Origin of the sequence: Pseudomonas vancouverensis (assembly GCF_004348895.1) — a bacterium.
Taxonomy (GTDB): Bacteria; Pseudomonadota; Gammaproteobacteria; order Pseudomonadales; family Pseudomonadaceae; genus Aquipseudomonas; species Aquipseudomonas vancouverensis.
The window spans coordinates 109863-135748 of sequence record NZ_RRZK01000012.1; the positions used below are offsets into that span (position 1 = coordinate 109863).

The 25886-nt window shown below is 61.1% G+C and carries 22 protein-coding genes; 8 read left to right on the forward strand and 14 right to left on the reverse strand.

The window, feature by feature from the left end; translation table 11 throughout:
- Positions 1-28: 28 nt before the first annotated feature.
- The 12 genes from EIY72_RS12445 to EIY72_RS12500 form a co-directional block, all read right to left on the reverse strand.
- A complete protein-coding gene (locus tag EIY72_RS12445; RefSeq protein WP_093221422.1) occupies positions 29-1006 on the reverse strand; it encodes a FecR domain-containing protein in 978 nt (325 codons plus the stop codon).
- Complete coding sequence (locus EIY72_RS12450; protein ID WP_093221417.1) at positions 1007-1522, reverse strand: sigma-70 family RNA polymerase sigma factor; 516 nt, start codon at positions 1520-1522, stop codon at positions 1007-1009.
- A gap of 74 nt (positions 1523-1596) precedes the next feature.
- Positions 1597-2817, reverse strand: a complete 1221-nt coding sequence (locus tag EIY72_RS12455) for an MFS transporter (protein WP_093221413.1) — start codon at positions 2815-2817, stop codon at positions 1597-1599.
- Between the two features lie 150 nt (positions 2818-2967).
- Positions 2968-4689 (reverse strand): lipid IV(A) 4-amino-4-deoxy-L-arabinosyltransferase, encoded by a 1722-nt coding sequence (gene arnT / locus EIY72_RS12460; RefSeq protein WP_093221404.1) that lies wholly within the window; start codon positions 4687-4689, stop codon positions 2968-2970.
- Positions 4690-4863: 174 nt separating this feature from the next.
- The gene (gene pmrG, locus EIY72_RS12465; RefSeq protein WP_093221398.1) at positions 4864-5520 is read right to left on the reverse strand and encodes a lipopolysaccharide core heptose(II)-phosphate phosphatase PmrG; all 657 of its coding nucleotides are present in this window, start codon (positions 5518-5520) and stop codon (positions 4864-4866) included.
- Positions 5521-5818: 298 nt separating this feature from the next.
- Positions 5819-6379, reverse strand: a complete 561-nt coding sequence (locus EIY72_RS12470) for a PqiC family protein (protein ID WP_093221393.1) — start codon at positions 6377-6379, stop codon at positions 5819-5821.
- Between the two features lie 17 nt (positions 6380-6396).
- Entirely contained in the window at positions 6397-8073 is a 1677-nt protein-coding gene (locus EIY72_RS12475) for a PqiB family protein (protein WP_093221390.1), read from the reverse strand.
- Positions 8054-8746 carry a paraquat-inducible protein A gene (locus EIY72_RS12480; protein WP_093221385.1) on the reverse strand — a complete coding sequence of 231 codons (693 nt, stop codon included), beginning with the start codon at positions 8744-8746 and terminating at the stop codon, positions 8054-8056. Before EIY72_RS12480 ends, EIY72_RS12475 begins: the two co-directional genes overlap by 20 nt.
- Entirely contained in the window at positions 8743-9339 is a 597-nt protein-coding gene (locus EIY72_RS12485) for a paraquat-inducible protein A (protein ID WP_093221382.1), read from the reverse strand. Before EIY72_RS12485 ends, EIY72_RS12480 begins: the two co-directional genes overlap by 4 nt.
- Positions 9340-9583: 244 nt before the next feature.
- Positions 9584-10885, reverse strand: a complete 1302-nt coding sequence (locus tag EIY72_RS12490; protein WP_093221377.1) for an NAD(P)/FAD-dependent oxidoreductase — start codon at positions 10883-10885, stop codon at positions 9584-9586.
- Complete coding sequence (locus tag EIY72_RS12495) at positions 10882-11970, reverse strand: polyamine ABC transporter substrate-binding protein (protein WP_093221374.1); 1089 nt, start codon at positions 11968-11970, stop codon at positions 10882-10884. Before EIY72_RS12495 ends, EIY72_RS12490 begins: the two co-directional genes overlap by 4 nt.
- 174 nt (positions 11971-12144) lie before the next feature.
- A complete protein-coding gene (locus tag EIY72_RS12500) occupies positions 12145-13503 on the reverse strand; it encodes a glutamine synthetase family protein (protein ID WP_093221369.1) in 1359 nt (452 codons plus the stop codon).
- Between the two features lie 162 nt (positions 13504-13665).
- Between EIY72_RS12500 and EIY72_RS12505 the strand changes: the two genes are divergently transcribed.
- Complete coding sequence (locus EIY72_RS12505) at positions 13666-14610, forward strand: helix-turn-helix domain-containing protein (protein ID WP_093221364.1); 945 nt, start codon at positions 13666-13668, stop codon at positions 14608-14610.
- Here EIY72_RS12505 and EIY72_RS12510 read toward each other — a convergent pair.
- Together EIY72_RS12510 and EIY72_RS12515 are read right to left on the reverse strand one after the other, a co-directional pair.
- Entirely contained in the window at positions 14607-15203 is a 597-nt protein-coding gene (locus EIY72_RS12510; RefSeq protein WP_093221359.1) for a cupin domain-containing protein, read from the reverse strand. The two genes, EIY72_RS12505 and EIY72_RS12510, sit on opposite strands and share 4 nt — an antisense overlap.
- 178 nt (positions 15204-15381) lie before the next feature.
- Positions 15382-17337, reverse strand: coding sequence for an oxidoreductase (locus EIY72_RS12515; protein ID WP_093221354.1), 1956 nt, complete (start codon positions 17335-17337; stop codon positions 15382-15384).
- Positions 17338-17669: 332 nt separating this feature from the next.
- Here EIY72_RS12515 and EIY72_RS12520 point away from each other — a divergent pair, with 332 nt between their 5' ends.
- The 7 genes from EIY72_RS12520 (at position 17670) to EIY72_RS12550 (ending at position 25835) form a co-directional block, all read left to right on the forward strand.
- Positions 17670-18719, forward strand: a complete 1050-nt coding sequence (locus tag EIY72_RS12520) for an ABC transporter substrate-binding protein (protein WP_093221349.1) — start codon at positions 17670-17672, stop codon at positions 18717-18719.
- A 73-nt stretch (positions 18720-18792) separates the two neighbouring features.
- Positions 18793-19572, forward strand: a complete 780-nt coding sequence (locus tag EIY72_RS12525; protein ID WP_093221344.1) for a class II aldolase/adducin family protein — start codon at positions 18793-18795, stop codon at positions 19570-19572.
- A 153-nt stretch (positions 19573-19725) separates the two neighbouring features.
- On the forward strand, positions 19726-20373 hold the full coding sequence (locus tag EIY72_RS12530) for a TetR family transcriptional regulator C-terminal domain-containing protein (RefSeq protein ID WP_093221340.1): 648 nt from the start codon (positions 19726-19728) through the stop codon (positions 20371-20373).
- Between the two features lie 93 nt (positions 20374-20466).
- A complete protein-coding gene (locus EIY72_RS12535; protein WP_093221335.1) occupies positions 20467-21183 on the forward strand; it encodes a response regulator in 717 nt (238 codons plus the stop codon).
- Between the two features lie 5 nt (positions 21184-21188).
- Positions 21189-21962, forward strand: a complete 774-nt coding sequence (locus EIY72_RS12540; protein ID WP_371315395.1) for a substrate-binding periplasmic protein — start codon at positions 21189-21191, stop codon at positions 21960-21962.
- On the forward strand, positions 21959-24214 hold the full coding sequence (locus tag EIY72_RS12545; RefSeq protein WP_093221330.1) for an ATP-binding protein: 2256 nt from the start codon (positions 21959-21961) through the stop codon (positions 24212-24214). Before EIY72_RS12540 ends, EIY72_RS12545 begins: the two co-directional genes overlap by 4 nt.
- A gap of 208 nt (positions 24215-24422) precedes the next feature.
- The gene (locus EIY72_RS12550; RefSeq protein ID WP_093221325.1) at positions 24423-25835 is read left to right on the forward strand and encodes an amino acid permease; all 1413 of its coding nucleotides are present in this window, start codon (positions 24423-24425) and stop codon (positions 25833-25835) included.
- The last annotated feature ends 51 nt before the right edge of the window (positions 25836-25886 follow it).

The window sequence follows — 25886 nt, forward strand, 5'->3', positions numbered from 1 at the left end:
GCGCAGCAATATTTTTTTGCGCGGGGGATCAGGCGGGATACAGCGTGACCCAATAACCGCTCAAACGACCGGTGGCGACCACCGGGTAGGTCTGCACCAGCATGTTCAGGGTGCGTTGCGTGTCATTGATCGGGAAGGCGCCGGAAATGCGCAAATCGGCCACCGCGGGATGACAACGCAGGAAACCGCTGCGATAGCGCGCCAGTTCTTCAACGAAGTCCGCCAGGCGCAGGTTGTCGGCCATCAGCATGCCCTGGCTCCAGGCGCTGACGGAGGCGTCGGCGGGGATCGCCCGGCCAAAATGGCGCGAGGAAAAGTCGGTTTGCTGCCCGGCGTTGATGATCAGCGGCGCGACGTCTTTGCGGTCTGCCAGTTCGATCCGCACGGCGCCCTCCAGTACGGCAAGGTGAGTGCGCTCGTCCAGTTCGCGAACGGTAAAGCGCGTGCCGAGGGCCTGCATCAGGCCCTGACGGGTACTGACCAGAAACGGGCGAGATTGTGGAGTATTGTCCGCTGCCGTTTGTACGAGGATTTCGCCTTCGCGCAAGTGGATCAGTCGCTGGTTGGCATCAAACAGCACATCGATGGCGGTGGCCGTATTGAGAGTCACCTGAGAGCCATCGGCGAGGTTCAGCTCGCGGCGCTGCCCGACTGCCGTTCGATAATCGGCGGACCACTGCTGCGCCTCGATCAACTTCCAGCTGCCCCAGCCGGCCGGCACCACCGCCAGCAGCACGGCCAGTTTGCCCAGGGCTGCCCGACGCTCAGGGCTGCGTGGCCGATCCAGTGCCGACATCGCCAGCGTCGGTGGCAGGCCGCCGAGCTTGCTTTGCAGCAATTGGGCACGGGCCCAGGCGCGATGACGTTCTGGCGTGCTGACCTGCCAGCGCTCCCATTCGCTGCGTTCGCCGTCGGCCAGTTCGCCCTCACTCATGCGGATCAGCCATTCGGCGGCCTCTTCAAGGGCTTGCGGGTCGAGCTGGCGTTCACCACGAAAGGTCGACATTCATTCCACCAGCATCAGGCACTGCACGAAGGCTTGCTTCATGTAGCGCTTGACCGTGATCAGCGACACGCCAAGTTGTCCGGCGATGTCGTCGTATTTCAGCCCGCCGATCTGCGACAGCAAGAACGCTCGCTTGACCAGTGGCGGCAAGGCATCGAGCATCGCGTCGATTTCATGCAGGGTTTCCAGTATCAGGTAGCGGGTTTCCGGCGAAGGGGCTTCGGGGGCGGGGAGCACCGCCAGCGCGTCCAGGTAGGCGCGTTCCAGCGCCTTGCGCTGATACCAGTTGACGAGAATGCCCTTGGCCACACAACTGAGATAAGCCCGGGGTTGGTCGATCACCGAAATCCGCGAGGCGAGGATGCGGGTGAAGGTGTCCTGGGTCAGGTCTGCCGCATCCATGGCGTTGCCCAGCTTCTTGCGCAACGTGGCATACAGCCAGCTGTGATGCCCGCTGTAAAGCGCTTCGATGGCGTGCAGGTGAGGGGCATCAGCGGCGGGCAGGGCGTCGTTCATGGCGGCGATTGTGCAATTGAGAAGTATTCCCAATCCTAATTGACTGCCCGCTGTTCACGCAAGGGCGATCCTGCTCAAGCCATCACTTCACTGCGATAACGCAAGGCAACGAGCGCAATCAACGCCAACAGATAAGCCGCGCAAACGAACAGGTAAATGGATTGCAAGCCGTAGACCTGGCTGAAAAGGCCGCCCGCGCAGATGCCGGCGATAGAGGCCATCTGCACCGCGCTTTGGGCGATGCCCATGACATGACCCTGCTGCGTGCTGTCGGCGGTTTTCGAGATCAGCGCCATCAGCACAGGCGTCGTTGCGCCCAACAGTACGCCCCAGAAAAAATAGGCGCTGACGAACACCAGCGGTTCACGGGTAAGGGCGGCGATCGCGCTGAGGCCCGCGCAGCCGATGACGATGCAGGTGATCCGGTGCAGCGTCTGCTGGCGGGTGCGTCCTTCAAAATAACGCGCCCAGTGCGTGGCCGAGACGATAAAGCCCAGGGCCAGCAACCCGTAGCACAGACCGACCAGGGAGTGGCTGACCTCGAACACCGAGCTGACGTACAACGAAAACGAGGTCTGCGGGAGCATGCGTGCCAGCAGCAGAATCCCCATCACACCCAGCAATGACAACAATGCCGGGTTACGCCACAGACTGTCATAGCGCCGGGTTGCCGTGGCGTCTTTGGCCGTAGGCGTCCGGGGTGCGGGCGGAACATTGGGCAGGGTGATTGCCGCAATGACCGTGCACAGGGCACAGAGCGCCGACGCGACGATGTTGATCCAGAAGAACGTCGCATGGTCGAGGATCAACCCGCCCACCACTGCGCCGAGCAACGAACCGACATTGGTTGAAATCTGCAGGATGGCAAACAGCCGCGCCCGTCGTGCCGGCGCTTCGATGCTGACCCCGTAAGCCTGGGCCGGGGCGATGTAGCCGGCGCAGGCGCCTTGCAGGAAACGCAACAGCAGGATCACCCAGATGTCGCTGCACAGCGCCAGGCCCAACTGCGTCAACGACAGGCCGACGAGGGCGCGGATCATCATCAGCTTGTGCCCGTAGCGATCACCGATGCGGCCCCAGAACGCGCTGGTGAGCATGATTCCGAGCATGGGGCCGATGTACACGGCGACACTGGCGAAGCTGAACAACGACTCTGAAGTGGTCAGCTCGCGCAAATACAACGGCCAGAACGGGCCACTCATTTCCATCGCACCCATGGACACCAGCTGAATCGCGAACAGCAGATAAACCAGGATTCTTACGCTCGATCCCTGAAACGTACCTGTAAGGGGCATGGGCGACTCTCGATGGTTGAACCGTAACTGGCTGGCGCGAAGGGTACCGGTTAATGAGGCAGGATGGCGATGGCTCGATGACTTCATTCTCCACAAACGAAAAAACCGGGAGACACTTCAGGTCTCCCGGTTTTTTTGTGTGGCGATGAATCAGGGCTGTGTTTGCGGGAATATGAAGACGTGCAGGTTGCCGCGCTGATAATGCTTGCCGTCGACCGGCAACGCTTCGACTTCCTCGGCTTCAGCAACGCTGTTGACCCGCAGCGCCACGCCCACCGAGCCTTTTTTACGCGCCTCGGTCATCCATTCCCCGACGTTCTTCACGGTCACCAGCCGCGGGGCTGCTTCCGGTGCACTGAGTCCGTACTTCAGCTCCCCGACCACGTTGTACAGATCCACCTGCGGGCGGTTGGTCAGCCAGGACAGCGCCGATGCCGCGCCCAGGTCGTTGCTGAGCAAGGATGACGTCTGCTTCAAGCTGTCCAGGTGCTCGGAGATGAAACGGTCAGGCATCTTGCTGTCGACGATCTGGCTCGGCATAGCCGCCGGCAGCAGTGCCACCAGCAGCCAGATGCCGAGGGCCGGCGCTGCCCACAACTCCAGCGGACGCAGCAGCTGCAAGGCGTTGGCGATGATCCAGCCGAGCAGGACGATGAACGCCAGGGACAGGCTGAACATCTCGGTGTTTTCGTACACCTCTTTGCTCAATTGCAGGTATAGCAAGGCAATCAGTGCAGCAGTGGCGATGACCACGTTGATCCAGCCATTGATGCGTATGGCCCGGCCGCGTTGCTGAGTCAGCAAACCGCACACCGCATGGCCCATCAGCAACGCCAGGGGCATCAGGCACGGCATGATGTAGGTCGGCAGCTTGCCGCTGCTCATGCTGAACACGGCCAACGGCAACAACAGCCAGAGCAGGAGGAACGCGCTGACAGGCTGACGCTTGTTTTTCCAGGCCTGAATGAAGGTCTCCGGCAGCAACGCCGCCCACGGCAAGGCAGAGACCACCATCATCGGCAGGTAGAACCACCATGGACGGGCGTGCTGGGCGTTGTCAGCGGCAAAGCGACGGACGTGTTCATTCCAGAAGAAGAAATTCCAGAAGTCCGGTTCCTGATGGTGAATGGCAAGCGCCCAGGGTACGCAGACTGCGGCCGCGAGCAACACCGCCAGCGGGCCGTAGCGCAACAATTGGCCGAGGCGACGCTGCCAGACCATGTAGGGCAGGGCGATCAGCGCGGGCAACAGCCAGGCGAGAAAACCCTTGGTCATGAAGCCCATGCCGCAGGCCACGCCGAGCAGCAGCCAGGCACCGAGCCGGCCACGGGTGGTCTTGCTATCGATGGCGAACCACAACGACACCAGGCTCAGGTTGACCCAGAAAGTGAACTGCGGATCGAGGTTGGCGTAACCGGCCTGGCCGGCGATCAGGCCGAAGCTCATGTAGAACAGGGCGCAGGCGAAACTTTTACGCGGATCGCCCCAGAAGCGGCGGGCAATCAGGTAGGTCAGCCACACGCTCAATCCGGTGCTCAGGGCTGATGCGATGCGCACACCGAACAGGTTATCGCCGAATACGGCCTGGCCGATGGCGATCATCCAGTAACCGGCAATCGGTTTTTCGAAATAACGCAGACCCATGAAGTGCGGTGCAACCCAATTGCCGCCATGGAGCATTTCCTGGCTGATTTGCGCATAACGGGTTTCATCGGGAATCCACAGACCGTGGGTCATCAGCGGCAACAGGTAGAACGCCACGAAGGCCAGGATCAGGCCAAGGGCGATCCAGCGCTCATTGATAAAGGCCGGTCCCGCATGCAGGCGAGACACGGTACCGGTGGAACGGGGGAGTGGCTGATTTGACGTCATGACTCGTCCTTGGCGTGGAAGACGCTACTGGGTCAGGGTGTGTGCGCTGTAATTTGCTAGGGGGGTGGCGCAGATGAATGTATGGCGCAGGGGGAAGTTATCCATTACTTCGCTGAATCGTCCCTGAACCAGCGATAGAAAGTATGGATGCAACCTGCGTAACAGGTGATTACATCACTGTTTAATTGGTAACAAAGTGTTCCAGTCTTCTGCGTTTACAATGCCCAGTACTTGCAGTTGTCCGTTGGGTTCAATACGCACGAACAGCGAACTTGTGTATTCGGCGTCCTTGGCGGCGTGCTTGTAGCCAGTCTGCTTTTCAAAGTCGGCGATGCAGCCGCTGTGCGTTACCAGCACCAGGTTGCGATGGGCGACCTTGTGTGCCACCACGTCATTGCGCAGTGTACTGCCGCAAGACGCCAGCCACTCCTGCGCCATTGGGTCGTTGTGGAACATATAATGCGCCGTCTGCGCGGTACGGGTCACCGGGCTGGTCATGATGTCGGCTTTTGCCAGCCCCAGGTGGGACAGGGCTTCACCCACGTGGGTCGATGCTTCACTGCCGATCAGGGTAATGCCATCGGCCGGACCGAGACACTGATGGTCGGAGCGGTCGCAACGCTCGGCGTGGCGAATCAGCACCGCAACATCACCGGCCTCCCAGCTTTTCAACAACTCTGCCCGGCTCTTGGCATTCTCGTGAATCAGCAGCGCAGGTGATTTTGGCCACAGGACAAACCCCGTGACCAATGCAATCCCCAGAACAGCACCGGTGGCTGTCAGCAGTTTGAAGAGTCTGGACTTCGGTTTGTGAAGTTTGGAGTTGCCCAAGTTGGTCCACCTGTTGAGGCGCGAATAAAACCGCTGTTGAACAGTAAGTTTTAAATGGCGTGAAAATCCCGCACTGAAACAACTCCAGTGGGGTCATTGGCGAACAAACTAACGCTGAGGAGGTAGCGGACCAGTGAAATGAATGTGAAAAAAATGCAGTGGTCGCTGGACGGCGAGATAGTTGGTTATTGGTAACCGTTATCTTTTGAGCTGAGTACGTAAGCGGGGCAACGAAGGGGGAACAAAAAACTCCACGGCACTCGGGTTGCCGTGGAGTCAGGGGCAGCAGGATCGGGGGTCAGGAGGCGGACGGGCAAGTACCGCCGGGCCGTGACGCAGCCTGGCTGATCATGGCCGCCAGACGCTTGACGTTGTTCTGCTGGGCAAGCACCAGATCATCGATGCTGGCGCCCGAAGGCGTCTGCAAGGTGCTGCGACAAATGATCTTCGGGCTGTCGGCCTGTGTGCCGCTACGAAGGCGCCATTTCACATCCATCAGTGCGTACTGGCCAGGTACCGAATCAAAACGCTGGATGTCGATGCGCACCGATTGCCGCCCTTGCGTACCCGTGTTGACCAACTGGATTTCCAGGGCGTTGCGCAGTTCATCCACCAGGTTGGCACCCCACCATTGGGTTTCCAGGATCGCCAGGCCGCTGTTGCCCTCACGAATGACAATCTGCGGGCGGTCGACCTGGGGCGGAACGGTAATGGCTTCGATCTTGATGCCGCCGGTGATGGCCCGGGAGTGATCGCCCGATTGCACCGGTGTCAGGGTGTGGAACTGAATCGGATCACTGCGGCACGCCGCCAGCAGCAACAGCGCAGTGACCAGGGTGATCTTCAGCGGAAAAGCCATGGGCGTTGCTCCTTGGGTCAGTTGCGCGGAGGCGCTTGCAGGTCCATCGGCGCGGCATTTTTCGGACGGCCGCGAATCAGCGATTCAGGGTGACGACCGAGGTAGTCCGCCAGGTCGCGCAGGGATCTCGACGTACGTCCGAGTTCATCCAGGGTTTGCCCCAGTTTCTCCCGTTGCGGCGAGTCATCGGCCAGGGTCGCGCTGGCTGACTGCAAGGTGGCGTCCGCCGATTGCAAGGTCTTGCTGACGTCGGCCAGGGTGGTTTGCACGCTCGGCAAGGTCTTGCTGTTGAATTGCTGCATGCCTTTACGCAGCTCGACGAGGTTGCCGTCCAGGTTGCCGGCAATCCGTTCGATCGGCAGCTTGTTGATCTTGTCGACCATGGCTTCGAGTTTTTCCTGCAGTTGCTCGAGGTTGCCCGGTATGGTCGGAATCATGATGGGGCGGGCGTTGGCATCAAAAGTCACTTTCGGGGCCTTAGGGTAGAAGTCCAGCGAGATGTACAACTGCCCGGTCAGCAGGTTGCCCGTACGGGCCTGAGCACGCAGGCCATTCTCCACGAAGCTGCCGATCACGCGTATGCCGCTGGCTTCGTCATTGGGGTCGTTTTTGAACGCCTCGAGTATTTTGGTATGAGCTCTTCCCAAACGCTGCGGGTAGACCACGATGCCGACATTGATCGGAAAGCTGCGGGTTTTATCGTCGTAATCGAGATTGATCGCCACCACCTTGCCGATTTCCATGCCCTGGAATTCCACCGGCGCATCCACTTTCAAGCCACGCATGGCCTGGTCGAAACGCAAGGCCATGAACTGCGGTTTGCCATTGGGTGGGGCGAGGGCGCTTTGCTGGTCCTCGAACAGTTCGTAGGCATATTCCTCGGCGGCGGGTTTGTCGTTGGGGTTGTAGTCGGGGGCGCGGAAGGCCACGCCGCCCACCAGCATCGATGACAGGGACTCGGTCTTGAGGGCGAAACCGTTGGCGCCGACGCTCATGTCGATGCCGCTGGCATTCCAGAACCGGGTGTTTTCGGTGACGAACTGGTCGTTGGGCGCGTGAATGAACAGCTCGATGTTCACGCCTTTGCCGTCAGGGTCCAGCGCGTAGGCCACGACCTGGCCGACCGGGATTTTGCGGTAGTACACCGGCGAACCGATATCCAGCGACCCCAGGTCCTGGGTGTGCAGGGTGAAGCGTTTGCCCGGTTCGCCATAAGTGATGGGCGGCGGGTTCTCCAGTCCCTTGAAGTTTTTCCCACGAGCGTTGGCCTGACCGATATCGGCACCGATGTAATCACCGGACAACAAGGTATCGATGCCCGACACGCCGCCGGCGCCGATGCGCGGCCGGACCACCCAGAACTGCGAGTCTTCGCGGGTAAAGGTTTCCGCCTGCTTGGCCAGTTTGATGGTGGCGTTGACGCTCTTCTGGTCATCGGCGAGGTCGACTTCGGCGACATGGCCGATCACCACGTTACGGTACTTGACCTCGGTTTTGTTGGCCGTCAGGCCATCGCCGGTCTTGAAGGTGACGACAATGGTCGGGCCTTCCTGCAGGATGCTGTGCACGACCAGGGAGATGCCCACCAGTACGGCGACGATCGGCACGATCCAGACCAGCGACACGCTGAAACGGCGGGTCTTGATCGGGGCCTGCCCCGGGCCTTGTGGCCCGTCAGTGGCTTGTGGCTTCATCCATGTCCTCCTCTTTGAATGGGCTGTGCGGTGCTTCATCTGGCGTACTGCTGTGCGTCTGATCCCGTTGTTTGTCCCAGATCAGCCGCGGATCGAAACTCATCGCCGACAGCATGGTGAAAACCACCACCAGACCGAAGAACAGAATGCCCGGCCGCGGTTCGATATCCGCCAGGGCCTGGAACTTCACCAGCGACGCCACCAGGGCGACCACGATGACATCGAGCATCGACCAATAGCCGATGACCTCGACAAAGCGATACAGCGTCGAACGCTCCTTGCGCGCCCATGCGCTGTCCCGTTGCACGGTCACCAGCAGCAGGGTGATGGCGACGAACTTGATGCCGGGCACGGCGATACTGGCGATGAAAATGATCAGGGCGATGTCCCAGGCGCCGGCCTCCCAGAACTCCAGCACGCCGCTCATGATCGTGCTGTCGGCGCCGTTGCCGACCATCTTGGTGTTCATCACCGGCAGCAGATTGGCCGGGATGTAGAACGCCAGGGCGGTGAACATGTAGGCCCAGGTGCGGGTCAGGGAGTTGGTCTTGCGCCGATGCAGCGGTGCGCCGCAACGCTCGCATTCGTGGGGTTCGTTGGTCATGTCGCAAGCCAGGCCGCAGCTGTGGCACAGGCACAGGTTGAGTTCGTCGGCGTACGGAGGTGTGCTCATAGGGTGTCCCACAGATCACGGATATCGCGCCCGGCGATGCGGATCATCATCAGGCTGAGCACGGCGAGGGCGAACAGGCCGATACCGGGCAACACGTCGAGCAGCCCGGCGAGCTTGATCACCGCGACCATGGCCCCGAGCAGGCAGACTTCGAGCATGCTCCAGGGGCGCAGGGTTTCCAGCCAGCGCATGCAGAACTTGAAACCGGGGGCGCGCTGCTGGCGGAGGGCGAAGCTCAGTACCCAGATCAATAGCAGCAATTGGAAAATCGGCGCGATGATCATGGCGATGGCCGCGACCATGGCCATGAAGGTGATTGGCCCAAGGCTCAGGGCCAACACCGAGTCCCACAGGGTCGCGCTGTTTTTCAAACCTTTCAGGCTGATGCTCATGACCGGATAGCAGTTGGCAAAAATCCACAGCACCAGGGCGGTGAAGGTCAACGCCAGGCGCTGCTCCACGGTCAGGCCGTTATAGCGCTGAAGCACGCCGCCACAGCGGACACACAGGGTTTTCTGATGTTTGGCGAGCACCACTTTTTCATACACGCTGTCGCAGTGCTCGCAGATGATCAGCTGATCAGTAGATGCCATGGGGTCAAGCTCAACAGGTGGCAGGAAGTTCAGAGCACTCCCTCAATATAGAAGTGACTCGCGATTGAGCAAATCGAAAGTCGAAACAAAGGGATATGTAGAAGGGTGAGCGGGCCAAACCCTGTGGGCGCTTCAGGATATGTCGTCGCCGCGAGCAGGGTTTGTAGGAGCGAGCTTGCTCCGGGCGGCGTTCCGACGATGGACGTCAACGAAGACGCGGGGGAGCAAACTGCAGTGGAACCGATCAGCCCAGCACTTCTTTCATCCGATACCACAACATTCCCAATGCCAGCAGTGGCGAACGCAAGGCACGGCCGCCGGGGAAGGTCATGTGCGGCACGGCGCTGAACACGTCGAAGCCCTTGCTATGGCCGGCGTGGATCGCCTCGCCCAGCAGTTTCGCGCACCAGTGGGTGACGTTCAGACCGTGACCCGAGTACCCCTGGGCGTAATACACGTTCGGGTGTTGACCCAAGCGGCCGACCTGCGGAAAGCGATTGGCAGTAATACCGATCATGCCGCCCCACTGGTAATCGATGCGCACATTGGCCAGTTGCGGAAACACTTTCAGCATCTGCGGGCGCATGTAGGCGGCGATGTCCGCCGGATCGCGACCGGAATAGTGGCAGGCACCGCCGAACAATAGCCGGCGGTCCGCCGAGAGCCGGTAATAATCGAGCCCGACTTTCTGATCGCACAGGGCAACGTTCTGCGGGATCAGCTGTTTCGCAGCCTCTTCCGACAGCGGTTCGGTGGCGATGATATAGCTGCCTGCCGGGAGTACCTTGCCGCTGAGCTTCGGTTCCAGATCTTCCAGGTGCGCATTGCACGCCAGCACCAGCGTACCGGCGCGCACGCTGCCGCCGGCGCAACGTACCTGTACGGTGCTGCCGTGGATCACTTCCAGCACCGGGCTCTGTTCGAAGATCTGCACGCCCAGGGATTCGGCGAGCTGCGCTTCGCCAATCGCCAGGTTCAATGGATGCAGGTGGCCCGAGCCCATGTCCAGCAAGCCGCCGGCATACACGCCCGAATTCACCACTTGCTGGCGAATCTGCTCAGGCGCGACCAGTTGGGTTTCGTGGGCATAGCCGGAGGCTTTCAGCTCGGCGTACTCGGCCTTGAGCCCGGCAAACTGCGCCGGGGTGTTGGCCAGTTCGCAAAAGCCCCAGCGCAGGTCGCAGTCGATGCCATGTTCACGGATGCGCTTGGCCACCACCTGCACCGAATCGATGCCGGCACGCTCCAGGTACTGCACGCCTTCGTTGCCGACATGCTTGGCAAAACCGCTGACGTCGTGACCGATGCCGCGGATCAGTTGCCCGCCGTTGCGCCCGCTGGCGCCCCAGCCGACCCGGCGGGACTCCAGCAGGATCACCGAGAGGCCACGCTGGGCCAGCTCGATGGCGGTGTTGATGCCGGTGAAACCCGCGCCGACCACGCAGACATCGGCGCTCAGGTCCGAAGCCAGCGGCGCACGCTGCCTCATGCCCTTGGCCGAGGCAGCGTAATAGGAACGAGCGTGTTCTGGGGTGTACTGATTCATTTGTTGGACTTCACTTTGCTCCACGAACGGGTCATCAAGCGCATGATCGACTGTGGTGGAGTGGTGGAAATATAGAGCTTGTCGAGCACTTCCTGGGACGGGTACACCTCAGGGTTGCTGACCAGTTCCTCGGCCATGTATTGCTTGGCCGGCGGGTTCGGGTTGGCGTAACCGACCGAGGCGCTGACCTTGGCGATCACTTGCGGGTCCATCAGGTAGTTGATGAACGCGTGGGCTTCCTTGGCGTTGCTGGCGTCAGCCGGGATGGCCAGCAGGTCGAACCACAGGTTGCTGCCTTCCTTGGGAATGGCGTAGGCGATGTTCACGCCGTTCTTGGCTTCCTTGGCGCGGTTGGCGGCCTGGAACACGTCGCCCGAATAACCGAACGCGACACAGATGTCGCCGTTGGCCAGGTCAGACACGTACTTGGAGGAGTGGAAGTAGGTGATGTACGGGCGGATTTCCAGCAGCTTGGCTTCGGCCTTCTTGAAGTCCTCGGGGTTTTCGCTGCGCGGGTCCATGCCCATGTAGTTGAGCACCGCCGGGAACACTTCATCGGCCGAGTCCATCATCGACACGCCGCAGGCGCTCAGCTTCTTGATGTTTTCCGGCTCGAACAGCACGGCCCAGGAGTCGATGTGATCGACGCCCAGCACCTGCTTGACCTTGTCGACGTTGTAGCCGATGCCGTTGGTGCCCCACAGGTACGGCACCGAGTGCTCGTTGCCCGGGTCGTTCTTCTCAAGCAGCGCCAGCAGCTTCGGATCGAGGTTCTTGAAGTTCGGCAGTTGCGAGCGGTCAAGTTTGAGGAAGGCGCCAGCTTTTACCTGACGGGCGAGGAAGTGGTTGGACGGCACCACCACGTCATAGCCGGTACGACCGGCGAGCAGCTTGCCTTCCAGGGTTTCGTTGGAATCGAATACGTCGTAGATCACCTTGATCCCGGTCTTGGCCTGGAAGTCGGCGAGGGTGGTCTCGCCGATGTAGTCGGTCCAGTTGTACACGCTGACTTGCGGCTGGGCCTGTGCCACTGAGCTGAACAGGACGGCCAGTGCAACCGGAACCACGGATTTCAAAAGACGCATATCGATACCTTTTAGAGTTATTGGATGTCTTCAGGCGTTTCTTTGGTGTTCGAGCGGCCGCCATTGCGAGCAGGTCGCGCCGTCGCTCCCACAGTTGAAATGCGCTCTCCTGTGGGAGCGACGGTGCGACGACTCGACTTGCTCGCGATGGGGCCCTTGAAGGTGGCGAAGATCTCAGACGCTGAGCAACAGGAACTCACGCTCCCACGAACTGATCACGCGCTTGAAGTTCTCATGCTCGGCGCGTTTGACCGCAACGTAGCCACGCACGAACTTGCTGCCCAGGTAGCGGCTGACGGTGTCGCATTCTTCCATCTGCGTCAGCGCTTCTTCGATGGTGATCGGCAGGCGCAGGTTGCGACGCTCGTAAGCGCGGCCCTGTACTGCAGCGCTTGGCTCGATGTGCTCGACCATGCCCAGGTAACCGCACAGCAGGCTGGCGGCGATGGCCAGGTACGGGTTGGCGTCGGCACCCGGCAGGCGGTTTTCCACGCGCATGGCGTCCGGGCTGGAGGTCGGTACACGCAGGCCGACGGTGCGGTTTTCTTCGCCCCACTCGACGTTCACCGGTGCCGAAGTGTCCGGCAGGAAGCGGCGGAACGAGTTGACGTTCGGTGCGAACATCGGCAGCAGTTTCGGGATGTACTTCTGCAGGCCGCCGATGTGGTGCAGGAACAGCTCGCTCATGTTGCCGTTTTCATCGGCGAAAATCGGCTTGCCCGTTGCGATTTCGACCACGCTCTGGTGAATGTGCATGGCGCTGCCAGGCTCGTCGCCGACCGGCTTGGCCATAAAGGTGGCCGCCACGTTGTGCTTGAGCGCCGCTTCACGCATGGTGCGCTTGAACACGGTGATCTGGTCGGCCAGGTCGAGGGCGTCGCCGTGACGGAAGTTGATTTCCATCTGCGCCGGACCGTCTTCGTGGATCAACGTGTCGAGGTCCAGGCCTTGCAGTTCGCACCAGTCGTAGACGTCTTCGAACAGCGGGTCGAATTCGTTGGCAGCATCGATGGAGAACGACTGGCGGCCGCTTTCGGCACGGCCCGAACGGCCCGTCGGTGCCTTGAGCGGCAAGTCCGGGTCTTCGCAGCGCTGGGTCAGGTAGAACTCCATTTCCGGCGCAACGATTGGCTTCCAGCCTTTGTCGGTGTACAGCTGCAAGACTTTCTTGAGCACGTTGCGCGGCGACAGTTCGATCGGGTTGCCGAACTTGTCGAAGGTGTCGTGGATGACAATGGCGGTTGGCTCGATCGCCCATGGCACCACGTAAACGGCGTCGGCCACCGGCTTGCAGACCATGTCGATGTCGGCAGGGTCGAGCAGGTCGTAGTAGATGTCGTCGTCGACAAAGTCCCCGGTTACCGTTTGCAGAAGGACACTTTCCGGCAGGCGCATGCCTCGCTCATGCAGGAACTTGTTGGTCGGTGCAATTTTGCCGCGTGCAATGCCGGTCAGATCGCTGACGACGCACTCGACTTCGGTAATCTTGTGATCTTTCAGCCAAGTGAACAGCTGATCGAAAGGGACATTCATAAAGACCTCGTTATTGGTTTTATTAACGCCAGAAGAAGCCGATTTCATCTATCCGACACTTCCCCTGTAGCGCGTTGACGACTATCTTGGGCGAGCCTTGCCGTTCCATCTATCCACTTTAAGCAGTACAAAGTGCACCAAAAGAGTGCGCCAGGTCATCCCATGACAGACCCAAACGCAGTGTGCAATTCGCTACAGGTGCAAGCCTTCAGTACCGCCGATGTCGCCGAGCAAATCCGCGCCACGCCGGGCTGGACCCAGCATTACCAACAGATGTCGCCGGGGCATTTCGCAGGTCTCGTGCGCTATCTGGATTTACAGGGTGTGGAGATCTACGAGGAACACATGAACACCCGGGTCGAGCAGAATTTCAGCGCGCCCCAGGGCTCGTTGTCGTTCTGTTTCGACCGCAGCGACAACGCGCTCTATGTGTTGAACGGCGAGAGCCGCAACATCTGGATCACGCCGGAGAATTACCAGGAAATCGCCGTGGTCTTCGGCCCGGAGTTCGTGCAACGCAACAGCCTCGACATCGCCCGACTCGAAGGGCTGTTCATGGCGCCGCTCAATTCCCAGCAGAACGCCTTGTTCTGTCGCTGGCTCAGCAGCACCCTGACGCGCCTGTCGCAAACCTTCGACCCGCCGACCCGCGAAACCCTGACCCAGCAATTACTCGACGATTGCCTGTTCATTCTCGATAACGCCTGCGTGTGCCTGGATCAGGGTGCGTTGCAGCGCCGTGCCAGCGAACGGGCGATCATGAAGCGTGTGGGGGAGTGGGCGGCGGACACCCCGGAAGAACACTTGAACCTGTTGGAGCTGTCGCTGGTGGCCGGCGTCTCATTGCGTCAGTTGCAGCATGCGTTCAAGACCTACACCGGCATGGCGCCGACCCAGTGGTTGCGCCTGCGCCGGCTCAACAGTGCGCGACGTGAATTGCTCAGTCGCACGCCGACGCAAACCACCGTGGCCGAGGTGGCCATGCACTGGTCGTTCTGGCACCTGGGGCGGTTTTCCAGCAGCTACCGGGCCCTGTTCAAGGAGCTGCCGAGCGACACCCTCAAACGTGCGAGTGCCGTGCCGGTCAACGGTCGCGGACGCCGTTAAAACGTCGGTGGGGTGATCACCCAGATCACCACCGCATCGACCTCTCCAGGGTTGCCGTAGCGATGCGGCTCCTGGCTGGAAAAGCTGAAGCTGTCGCCTTCATTGAGCTGGAAATAACGCTCGCCGACCCACAACTCGAAACTGCCGGACAACAGAAAACCCGCTTCCTCGCCATCGTGGCTGTAGCTTTGCTGGCTGTAGGTGCCGGGCGGAAAGCGCGAGTGGAGCATCTCCAGTTGTCGCGTGGCTTGCGGGGTCAACAACTGGTCGACGATACCGTCTTCGTAATGCACGTTGAGGCGGCTGTGCTTGCGTACCACGATGCCGTCGTCGGCCGGGTCGGTGGTCGCTTCACTGGCAAAGAACCATTGAATGGTCACGCCCAGGCTACGGGTGATGTTGAACAGCGCCGGGATCGACGGATAGGCGAGGTTGCGTTCCAGCTGGCTGATGTAACCGGCGGTGAGCTCGCTCTGGCTGGCCAGTTCCGCGAGCGTCATGCCCCGACGTTTGCGCAGACCGCGAATCCGCGTGCCGAGGAAATGCGGCGCGGCGGCGTCGGAGGCGGGCGGCATCTTGCTGCTGTTGCTCATGGAAAATTCCGAACCGGGGGTATGGCGCAGATCCCTTGTAGGAGCGAGCATGCTCGCGATGGTCGCCAACGATAACGCGTGAAGGCAGGTTCAACGCGGTGTTTTTGACGCCATCGCGAGCATGCTCGCTCCTACAGGATGGGGGGTCAGCCGTTAAAGCCCCGGAGTATAAACAGCCTTACAGCTCCCACGCGACTTTCAAACCTTCATAAATCGCTTCTTCCGCCGTTCGCGGCGCCAGGCAGTCGCCAATGCGTTGAAACTCCACCAGCCCCTGCAATTCGGTACCGAGGGTGTCCACTGGCTGGTGGCCGCTGCACAGCACCAGGGTGTCGACGTCTTCCATCAACATCGGCTCGCCGCTCGCGGTGTGTTGCAGGTAGACGGTGTTGTCATCGCAGCCGTACAGGCGTGCGTAGGGGGTAATCGGCACTGCCAGTTTGTGCAGCTCGCCGGCCAGTTGGTCGCGTACATACAGCGGCAGGTTCTCGCCACAATGCGTGCCGTTGACCGCCAGTTGCACCTGATGACCGGCGCGGATCAGGCGCTCCGCTACACCGGGACCAATCCAGTCGCAGCGCCAGTCGACCACCACCACCGATCGACCGATTTTTACCTCGTCGCGCAGGACCTGCCAGGCATCCACCACCTGCAACTCACCACCGCGTTCGAACGCTGGCCAGTAAGGTTCGGCGCCCGTGGCGATGATCACCTTGTCAGGTTTTTCCTGCTCGACCAGCGCACGGTCAACCCGGGTGTTGCGCACCACGCGCACCCCGGCCAGTTCCATTTCCCGTTGCAGGTTGGTGCTGGCGCCGCCGAACTCGCTGCGCCGTGGCAGCAACTGCGCAAGCAGAACCTGGCCGCCAAGCTGTGAACTGGCTTCGTACAGGGTCACCTCATGTCCGCGCTGGGCAGCGACGGCAGCAGCTTTCATGCCGGCCGGACCACCGCCAACGACCATGATGCGCTTGCGTGTTGTCGCGACTTTGCGCTCGCCGAAAATCAGCTCGCGGCCGGTCTCCGGGTGCTGGATGCAGGAAATCGGCAGGCCTTTGTGGAAGTGCCCGATGCACGCCTGGTTGCAGGCGATGCACGCGCGCACGTCTTCGACGCGGCCGGTGTCGGTCTTGTTCGGCATTTGCGGGTCGCAGATCAATGCGCGGGTCATGCCGCAGACATCGGCCTGGCCACGGGCCAGAATCAGCTCGGCCTCCTGGGGCTGGTTGATGCGGCCGGTGACGAACAACGGGATGTCCAGACTCGCCTTGAAGGTGCCGGCTTCCCTGGCCAGATACGCCGCCTCGATCGCCATCGGCGGCACGATATGCACCGCGCCCCCCAGAGAAGCCGAGGTGCCGGCAACGATGTGCACGTAATCGAGCTGTGATTGCAGCTTCTGTACCGCTGCCAGGGATTCGTCTTCGGTCAGGCCTTCGGGGTCGCGTTCGTCGGCGGAGATGCGCAGGCCGACGATGAACTGCTCATCGGTCGCGGCGCGCACGGCGGCAATCACTTCACGGACAAAGCGCAGGCGTTGTTCCAGCTCACCGTTGTAGCCATCGGTGCGGCGGTTGACCCGTGGATTGATGAACTGCGCCGGCAGATAACCGTGGCTGGCGACCACTTCCACGCCGTCGATCCCGGCCTGATACAGGCGTCGCGCGGCGTCGGCATAGCCCTTGATGATCTCGTCGATCATCGCCTGGTCGAGCGCCCGGGGCATCACCCGGAAGCGTTCGTTCGGCACGTTGGAAGCCGAGTAGGCGACGGCGAGCAGGCCATCGCTGGACTCCATGATTTCCCGTCCGGGATGGAACACTTGGGACAGCACCACGGTGCCGTGGGCGTGGCATTCCTCGGCGATCTTGCGATAGCCCTCGATGCAGGCATCGTCCGTGGCCATCAGCACATGGGAGGTGTAGCGCGCACTGTCATGGACACCGGCGACCTGCAACACGATCAGCCCGGCGCCGCCTTCGGCACGCGCCCGGTGATAGGCAATCAACTGTTCGTTGACCAGGTTGTCCGTGGGCATCGAGGTGTCGTGACCGCTGGACATGATGCGGTTTTTCAGGCGCTTGCCACGGATCTGCAAGGGTTCGAACAGGTGCGCGAAGGCGGGTGTCGACATGGTGCGGCTACTCCAGACAGGCTGACCTTTGTAGGAGCGAGCATGCTCCGGGCGGCGTTCCGACGATGGTGGTTCGGGCACCGCGGGGAATCAGGTGGCCCGCGTTATCGTTAACGCCCGTCGCGAGCATGCTCGCTCCTACATGAGATCACAGGTTTTTGGCGTTGTTATTATTGGCCTATAGAAATTTACCTTCAGTAAAAAATCAACTTGTTTTTTTACTATGGCTTGCAGTAGTTTCATTCCGAGCCCGCTCCTGGGGTGAACCTCACAACAATAAAAAAGGGCCTTTCCGGTTGCTGACCGGGTGGCACCTGCAAGAGGAACCATTGATGAAATCGCGAACGTTCAAGCACGGTTTTTATCCCTTGGTGTTGACCGCGGCCCTGGGCCTTGGCAACGCTCAGGCAGCATCGGACATGGTGGTGGTCGGATACGGCGGAGCCGGACAAAAAGCCCAGGACGTGGCGTTCTTTCAACCCTTCGCCGCTGTGGATCAAAGCAAGGTGATCCAGAGCGAATACAACGGTGAGATGGCCAAGATCAAAGTCATGGTCGATACCGGCAACGTCGATTGGGACGTGGTACAGATCGAAGGCCCGGACCTGATGCGCGGGTGCGAAGAAGGCATGTACGAACGGCTGGACTGGACCCGATTGGGCCACGCAGACCAACTGATCCCTGAGGCAGCGCAAGACTGCGGCTCTGCGGCACTGGTCTGGAGCGTGGCAATCGCCTATGACACCGACAAGCTGGCGCAAGCGCCCACCTCTTGGGCAGACTTCTGGGACGTCAGGAAAATCCCCGGCAAGCGTGGCCTGCGTAAACGCGCGGTGTACAACCTCGAGTTTGCCTTGCTCGCCGATGGGGTGAAAACCGAAGACGTCTACAAGGTCCTCGCCACCCCACAGGGTGTGGACCGGGCGTTCGCCAAACTCAATGAACTCAAGCCTTATATCCAGTGGTGGGAAGCGGGCGCCCAGCCACCGCAATGGCTGATGTCCGGCGATGTGGTGATGACGTCGACCTACAGCGGTCGCATCGCCGACGCCGCGCAGAAGGGCAGCCACTTGGGCCTGGTCTGGCCCGGCAGCCTCTATGGCATGGATTACTGGGCAATCATCAAGGGCTCAAAACACGTGGACCAGGCCAAGCGATTCATCGCCTTCGCCAACCAGCCCGATGCCCAGGTCAATTATGTGAAGCAGATCCCTTACGGCCCGACCAACACTCAGGCCGCCGCGCAGCTGGACGACAAACTGGCGCAGTGGGTGCCAACCGCACCGCAGAACCTCAAGGGCGCGCTGTCGATGAACGTCGGTTTCTGGGTTGATCACGGTGAAGAACTCGAAGAACGTTTCAACGCCTGGGCCAGTAAATAAGTGACTGTGGCTGGACGCAGGACGCGTCCAGCCTTACTGTCTGCCGCAGTCGTATAGCCTGGAGTACCTGAGCATGAACAACGTTGCCACTGCCGAGCGCAGCATCACCGAACAACGCCTGCGCGAAGAACTGGCAGCCTGCTACCGGTTGATTGCGCATTTCCGCATGACCGATCTGATCTTCACCCACATCTCGGTGCGGATCCCGGGGCCGGAGCATCATTTTCTGATCAACCCGTACGGGCTGATGTTCGATGAAATTACCGCCTCCAACCTGGTCAAGATCGACCTCGATGGCCATGCCGTCGAGCCGTCGCCGTACCCGGTGAACCCCGCCGGCTTCGTCATTCACAGCGCCATTCATGGCGCCCGCGAAGACGCGCAATGCGTGTTGCACACCCACACCAAGTCCGGTTGTGCGGTGGCGGCGCTCAAGTGCGGGTTGTTGCCGGTCAACCAGATCTCCATGGAGTTCTATGGCCGGGTCGCCTACCACGACTACGAAGGCGTGGCACTGGACTTGAGCGAGCAGGAGCGCCTGGTCGCGGACATCGGTGACAAGCCGGTGCTGATGCTGCGTAACCACGGCTTGCTGACCGTGGGCGAGACCGTGAGCCAGGCGTTCTTGCGCATGTACTACCTGGAAAAGGCCTGCGAGATTCAGTTGGCGGCCATGGCGGCGGGAGAAATCGTCTTGCCACCCGATGAGGTCTGTGCGCACACCGAGCGCCAGTTCAACGATCCGGGACGGCCGCTGGAGGAGGGTCAGCTGAATGACCCGGATGCCATGCAACTGGCCTGGGCGGCGATGTTGCGGTTGCTGGATCGGGTTGCGCCCGGTTATCGCGACTGATCAGGCGTCATCGCCGGTTTGCCAGCGATGCAGGCGCTGCGGATCATCAGACAGGCAAGTGACTAGCGATTTTTCCTGCTCTTGCTGTACAGTCGTTCAGCTCGCCGAGAACGCAAGCGAGCCTCAACGATCGAACCCAGGAGCATGTCGCCAATGAGTCAGGAAGCCCGTTTTTCCCGCATGGAACCGGAGTTGCGCAAAGCCAACCTGATCGAGGCGACGCTGGTGTGCCTCAAGCGCCATGGTTTCCAGGGCGCATCGATCCGCAAGATTTCCGCCGAAGCGGGCGTTTCCGTTGGGCTGATCAGCCACCACTATTCCGGCAAGGACGAACTGGTGGCCGAGGCCTACATGGCGATTACCGGGCGGGTCATGACCTTGTTGCGCGATGCAATGGAGCAGGCGGCGCCCAATGCACGGGAACGATTGTCGGCGTTTTTTCGCGGTTCGTTCTCCGCCGAATTGCTCGACCCGCAACTGATCGACGCCTGGCTGGCGTTCTGGGGCGCGGTGAAAACCGCCGAGGCGATCAACCAGGCCCACGATCATTCCTACGGCGAGTACCGCGCCATCCTGCGCAAGGTGCTGATGGAACTGGCCCAGGAAGGAGGCTGGGAAAACTTTGATGCCGACCTCGCGGCCATCGCCTTGAGCGCGATACTCGACGGCTTATGGCTGGAGTCCGGGCTCAACCCAGGCACCTTTACCCCGGAGCAGGGCATCCAGATCTGTGAGGCCTGGGTCGACGGCTTGCAGGCAGGCGGTCGTCAACGCTTTTGCGTGCAGACCGGCAGCTGTTGATCAGTCGTTCAACAATGGATACTCTCTGGCGCCGGTGCAGGAAAACACTCTAATAAGAAATTTGGCCCTCGGGCCCATGCAGGACTTCAAGCGATGACTCCTCGGGTATTGATCGTCGATGACGATCCGTTGATTCGCGAACTGCTGCACGCCTACCTGTCCCAGGAAGGCTACGACGTGCATTGCGCCGCCACTGCGGAACTGGCGGAAACCTTTCTCGCCAGCCAGACCGTGGACCTGGTGATGCTCGACATTCGCTTGCCGGGCAAGGACGGCCTGACCCTGACCCGCGAACTGCGGGTGCGGTCGGAAGTCGGGATCATCCTGATCACCGGGCGCAACGATGAAATCGACCGCATCGTCGGCCTCGAATGCGGCGCCGATGACTACGTGATCAAACCCCTCAACCCGCGCGAACTGGTGTCCCGGGCGAAGAACCTGATTCGTCGGGTGCGCCACGCGCAGACACCGCCGCCACCTGCTGCCACAACCAAAACGGTCAAGCAATTCGCCGACTGGGCACTCGATACCGACCGCCGTCGTCTGATCGATCCGGCCGGCAGCGAAACCTTGCTGACCCACGGCGAGTACCAGTTGCTCAGCGTGTTCCTGCGCAACAGCGGGCATACCTTGAGCCGCGATCAACTGATGGATCAGATCCGCAATCGCGAATGGGTGCCCAACGACCGCTCCATCGACGTACTGGTCGGCCGTCTGCGCCGCAAGTTGCACGACGATCCTGCCGAGCCGCAGTTGATCATCACCATTCACGGTGCCGGCTACCTGTTCACCGCTGGCGTGGCAGCCTGACGTTCGTGGGACGCTGGTGTTGGCTGCTGCTGGTTTTGGCGTTTGGCAATGCCACGGCGAACGAAGTCGTGCGTTATTGCGATTACCCGGTGTACCCACCCGTGTCCTGGAGCGATGGCAAACAGGTCCGTGGCCTGGCGCCGAGCGTGGTGAAAAACCTGTTCGGTCAATTGGGGTATGACGTCGAAGTGGTGGTGCTGGGCAACTGGAAGCGCTGCCTGCTCGACGCGGCCGAAGGTCGGGTCGACGTGGTGCTGGCCTACAGCAGCGAGCAACGGCAACAGAGCATGCTGTTTTCGACGGTGCCGGTGCTGCGCGAAGAAGTGGCGTTGTTCGTCAACCGCCAACACCCGGTGACCTTCGATCGTCTCGATGATCTGGCCCGCTACCGGGGCGGCTTGTTGTTCGGCGAAAGCTACGGCGTGGACTTCGATCGCCTGGTCGCGAAAAACAACAACATCGAATGGGTCTCCGACAGCCACCAGAACTTCGGCAAGCTGATTCGCGGACGCATCGACTTCATCACCCAGGAGCGTCGCACCGGCCAGTTGTACGTGGAAAACCTGCCGGGTGGCAAAGACATCGTCGCCTTGCCCAAGGCATTGAGCGTGGACTACCTGCGGGTCGCCGTGTCCCGCCGTTCGCCCTTGGCTAGTCGCATGCCCGAAATCGATGCCGGCTTGCAACGCATGGTCGATGGCGGTGACATCGAGCGCTGGCTCAACGAAAGCGAAGTGACCTACCGCGACATGATCAACCTGCCGGCGAACGAGCAATGATGCGCGCCCGCCCCGCCGGACTGTTGCGGCGCCTGCTGCTGTTCATCCTGTTGTTCAGCCTGTGTTTTACCGTGCTGGCCAGCAGCGTGCAGTTGTACATCGAATATCGCCGGGAAATGCGTGACATCGACGCGCGCATGGAGTTGATCCGCGCCGGCTATCTGGCCAGCCTCGAACGCAGCCTCTGGGACTTGAACCAGGAGCAGCTCAACGTGCAATTGCGCGGCCTGGTGGATTTCTCCGACGTGACGCGGGTGCACCTGAGCAGTCCGGATTTTGATCTGATGCAGGGCAATCCGCAGCCGGAAGGGCCGCTGCGCATCGAGCGATTTACCCTGGATTACCAACCGCCGTCCGGCCCGGTGCGCAACCTCGGCGAGCTGGAAGTGAGTACCGATCTGGGCGCGGTCTACAAGCGGTTGTACGCGACCGGGCTGACCAGCCTGTTGTGGATGGCAGTGTTTCTCTGTGGTCTGGCCATCGCACTGTCCGGCCTGTTTTATCGGTTGGTGACTCGACATCTGCAGGTCATGGCCGACTTTGCCCGGCGCATCGCCGACGGCGAGTGGCAGGAACCCTTGCACCTGCACAAGCGCCGCAGCGCCAACAGTGACGAAATCGACACCGTGGCCGATGCCCTGGACGACATGCGCCGGGCCATCCTCAGCGACATCGAACGGCGGGAAAACGATCGCCTGGCCTTGCAGGACAATCGTGACGAATTGCTCAAACGGGTCGAGCGTCGCACCGCCAGCCTGATGCGCGCCAAGGACGAGGCGGAAGCGGCCAACCTCGCCAAGTCACGTTTTCTGGCGACCATGAGCCACGAGTTGCGCACGCCGCTCAACGGTATCCTCGGCATGGCCGAACTGCTGCGCGGTGCACGCCTGGACGAACAGAACGGCAAACGCCTGGACGCGTTGCACAAGGCCGGCGAAGGCCTGCTGACCATCCTCAACGAAGTGCTGTATTTCGCCAAACTGGAGGAGGGCGTCAGCCACCCCGAGCCGGTGGATTTCTCCTTGCGTCAGCTGCTCGATGAAGTGCTGACACTGCTGGAACCGCGGGCGCTGAGCAACGACACGCTGCTCAACTGCCGGGTCGATCCAGTCATCGCCGAGCACTACCACGGCGCCGAGCAGTTTCTGCGCCAGGTGCTGAGCAACCTGCTGGCCAACGCGATCAAGTTCACCGAAGGCGGCGAAGTCAGCGTCGAGGTCCGGCTTTTGTCTGCAGATTCAGGCTGTCAGCGCATTCGGGTCAACGTCAGCGACAACGGCATCGGCATTGAGCCGGGCATGCAGGCGAAGATCTTCGAACGATTTACCCAGGCCAGCGAAGACGTCGCCCAGCGTTTCGGCGGCACCGGGTTGGGATTGGCGATCTGCAAGCATCTGGTCGAGCAGATGGGCGGCCAGATAGGCGTGGACAGTGAGGTCGGGCGGGGCAGCCGATTCTGGTTTGAGCTCGACCTGCAAGTGGCCGACGCTAGCGCACAACTGACGCCGATAGGTGCGGGCGCACCTGCCATGAAAATTCTCGTGGTCGAAGATGTCGCCCTCAACCGCGAGGTCGCACAGGGCCTGCTCGAACGGGACGGTCATCAGGTCTGGCTGGCAGAAGAGGCCGGGCAGGCGCTGCAGCAATGCGCCGCTCGGGTGTTCGATCTGATCCTGCTCGACGTGCACCTGCCAGGCATCAGCGGTGATGAGTTGTGCAGGCATATTCGCAGTCATGATGGGCCCAACCGCTGCACGAGGATCTTTGCCCTGACCGCCAGCGTGCAGCCGACGCTGGTGCGCGGTTATATGGAGGCTGGGATGGATGGCATCCTCGCCAAACCGTTGCGGCTGGAAAACCTGCGTCAGGTGTTGCAAGGACAGGGGCCTGCCGACGCTGTTGCCGACGCCGACGAGGCGATTGACTGGCCGCTGCTGAGCACCCATCGCACCTTGCTCGGCGAACAAAAGGTGCAGGGTTTGCTCGCGGTATTGCGTGGTTCGATTGTTCAACATCGCGAAGCATTGGCTGACGCCCTGGCGGCGGACGATTGCACCGAAATCGCTCATCAGGCCCATCGCCTGGCCGGCAGCAGTGACTCCCTGGGCTTTCGCGGTCTGGCGGGGGAGCTGCGCAAGCTCGAAGAAGCTGCGCTGGACAATGACGAATCGGCGATCCAGGCCATTACCCCTTCAGTGCACATCCACATGCAACGCTCGCTGCTGACCCTGGAAGGCCTGTTGCAGCACTGACGTACAAGTTTGTTACGACTTTCTACAACTTCGATCTTTACGGTCAACCCGAACTTACATCGCTTTCCAATAATCGCCGTAACCGCCCCTGCGCGGTCTTCGAAGCTTATTGGAGATAATAATAATGACCTGCCGTAAAGCTGATTCCTCCCCGTGCCGTGACGCCCTGTCCCGCACTGCGCCCCTGAACGATTGCTGAGGGGCCGCCATGAACGACAACACAGATCGCAAAGGCATCCAGCTCACCCGCGCCCTCAAGAGTCGGCACATTTTCATGCTCTCCCTCGGTGGCGTGATCGGCACCGGGCTGTTCATGGGCTCGGGGGTGACCATCAACCAGGGCGGGCCGGTGGGGGCGATTCTGGCCTACCTGGTGGCCGGTTTCCTGATGTACCTGGTGATGGTCTGCCTGGGCGAATTGTCGGTGCAGATGCCGGTATCCGGCTCATTCCAGACCCACGCCACCAAATATATCGGCCCGGCCACCGGCTTCATGATCGGCTGGGTGTACTGGATGAGCTGGGCCACCACCGTGGGCCTGGAATTCACCGCGGCCGGCATGCTGATGACCCGTTGGTTCCCGACGGTGCCGATCTGGTACTGGTCGGCGTTGTTCGTGGTGGTGCTGTTCGGCATCAATGCCTTGGCCACCCGCGCCTTTGGTGAAGCGGAGTACTGGTTCTCGGGGATCAAGGTCGCGGCGATTCTCGGTTTTATCGTGGTTGGCGTGCTGGTGATCTTCGGCGTGATGCCACTGACCAGCGGCGCCCCGGCACCGATGGCCAGCAACCTGATCGGCGACTCGCTGTTCCCCAACGGCTTGTCTGCGGTGTTCGCGGTGATGATGACCGTGGTCTACGCCTTCCAGGGTTGCGAGATCATGGGCGTGGCAGCGGGTGAAACCGACCAGCCGGAAAAGAGCATTCCACGCGCCGTGCGCAACGTGGTGTTCCGTGTGCTGATCTTCTACGTCCTGGCGATCATCGTGCTGTCGGCCATCGTGCCGTGGCAGCAGGCCGGTCTGATGGAAAGCCCGTTCGTGCAGGTGTTTGACATGGTCGGCATTCCTTACGCCGCCGACCTGATGAACTTCGTCATCCTCACGGCGATCCTGTCGGTGGGCAACTCCGGCCTGTACGCCTCGACGCGCATTCTGTGGGCCATGTCGAAAACCGGCATGGCGCCGAAAAGCCTGTCGCCGCTGAGCAAGCGTGGCGTGCCGTTGCGGGCGCTGAGCATCACCCTGTGTTTTGCCCTGGTGTCGCTGATGACCAGCTTTGTCGCCGCTGACACCTTGTTCATGGTGTTGATGGCGGTGAGCGGTATGTCCGGCACAGTGACCTGGATCGTCATCGCCCTGGCGCAGTACAAGTTCCGCAAGGCTTACCTGCGTGAAGGCGGCAAACTCAGCGACCTGAAATACCGCGCCCCGTGGTTCCCGGTGTTGCCGCTGATGTGCATCACCCTGTGCTGCTCGTTGTTCGTGTTCCTGGCCCTGGATGAAACCCAGCGGCCGTCGCTGTACTGGGGCTTCGGCTTCATTGCGCTGTGCTATGGCGCGTACTTCCTGATTCACCGCAAACGCGGCGGCGTCCTGGCACCGAGCCTGCCTACCGCCTGATCCCAAAACACCACACGGTCCCCTTGTAGGAGCGAGCTTGCTCGCGATGGC

Excerpts from the sequence above, each read along its gene's own strand:
- EIY72_RS12545 (WP_093221330.1), top strand. The coding sequence starts at position 21,959 with ATGATGCGCGCCCGCCCCGCCGGACTGTTGCGGCGCCTGCTGCTGTTC.
- EIY72_RS12455 (WP_093221413.1), bottom strand. The coding sequence starts at position 2,817 with ATGCCCCTTACAGGTACGTTTCAGGGATCGAGCGTAAGAATCCTGGTT.
- EIY72_RS12500 (WP_093221369.1), bottom strand. The coding sequence starts at position 13,503 with ATGAATGTCCCTTTCGATCAGCTGTTCACTTGGCTGAAAGATCACAAG.
- EIY72_RS12475 (WP_093221390.1), bottom strand. The coding sequence starts at position 8,073 with ATGAAGCCACAAGCCACTGACGGGCCACAAGGCCCGGGGCAGGCCCCG.
- EIY72_RS12445 (WP_093221422.1), bottom strand. The coding sequence starts at position 1,006 with ATGTCGACCTTTCGTGGTGAACGCCAGCTCGACCCGCAAGCCCTTGAA.
- EIY72_RS12520 (WP_093221349.1), top strand. The coding sequence starts at position 17,670 with ATGAAATCGCGAACGTTCAAGCACGGTTTTTATCCCTTGGTGTTGACC.
- arnT (WP_093221404.1), bottom strand. The coding sequence starts at position 4,689 with ATGACGTCAAATCAGCCACTCCCCCGTTCCACCGGTACCGTGTCTCGC.
- EIY72_RS12550 (WP_093221325.1), top strand. The coding sequence starts at position 24,423 with ATGAACGACAACACAGATCGCAAAGGCATCCAGCTCACCCGCGCCCTC.
- EIY72_RS12480 (WP_093221385.1), bottom strand. The coding sequence starts at position 8,746 with ATGAGCACACCTCCGTACGCCGACGAACTCAACCTGTGCCTGTGCCAC.
- EIY72_RS12490 (WP_093221377.1), bottom strand. The coding sequence starts at position 10,885 with ATGAATCAGTACACCCCAGAACACGCTCGTTCCTATTACGCTGCCTCG.
- EIY72_RS12510 (WP_093221359.1), bottom strand. The coding sequence starts at position 15,203 with ATGAGCAACAGCAGCAAGATGCCGCCCGCCTCCGACGCCGCCGCGCCG.
- EIY72_RS12470 (WP_093221393.1), bottom strand. The coding sequence starts at position 6,379 with ATGGCTTTTCCGCTGAAGATCACCCTGGTCACTGCGCTGTTGCTGCTG.
- EIY72_RS12525 (WP_093221344.1), top strand. The coding sequence starts at position 18,793 with ATGAACAACGTTGCCACTGCCGAGCGCAGCATCACCGAACAACGCCTG.
- EIY72_RS12535 (WP_093221335.1), top strand. The coding sequence starts at position 20,467 with ATGACTCCTCGGGTATTGATCGTCGATGACGATCCGTTGATTCGCGAA.
- EIY72_RS12530 (WP_093221340.1), top strand. The coding sequence starts at position 19,726 with ATGAGTCAGGAAGCCCGTTTTTCCCGCATGGAACCGGAGTTGCGCAAA.
- EIY72_RS12505 (WP_093221364.1), top strand. The coding sequence starts at position 13,666 with ATGACAGACCCAAACGCAGTGTGCAATTCGCTACAGGTGCAAGCCTTC.
- EIY72_RS12515 (WP_093221354.1), bottom strand. The coding sequence starts at position 17,337 with ATGTCGACACCCGCCTTCGCGCACCTGTTCGAACCCTTGCAGATCCGT.
- EIY72_RS12495 (WP_093221374.1), bottom strand. The coding sequence starts at position 11,970 with ATGCGTCTTTTGAAATCCGTGGTTCCGGTTGCACTGGCCGTCCTGTTC.
- EIY72_RS12450 (WP_093221417.1), bottom strand. The coding sequence starts at position 1,522 with ATGAACGACGCCCTGCCCGCCGCTGATGCCCCTCACCTGCACGCCATC.
- EIY72_RS12485 (WP_093221382.1), bottom strand. The coding sequence starts at position 9,339 with ATGGCATCTACTGATCAGCTGATCATCTGCGAGCACTGCGACAGCGTG.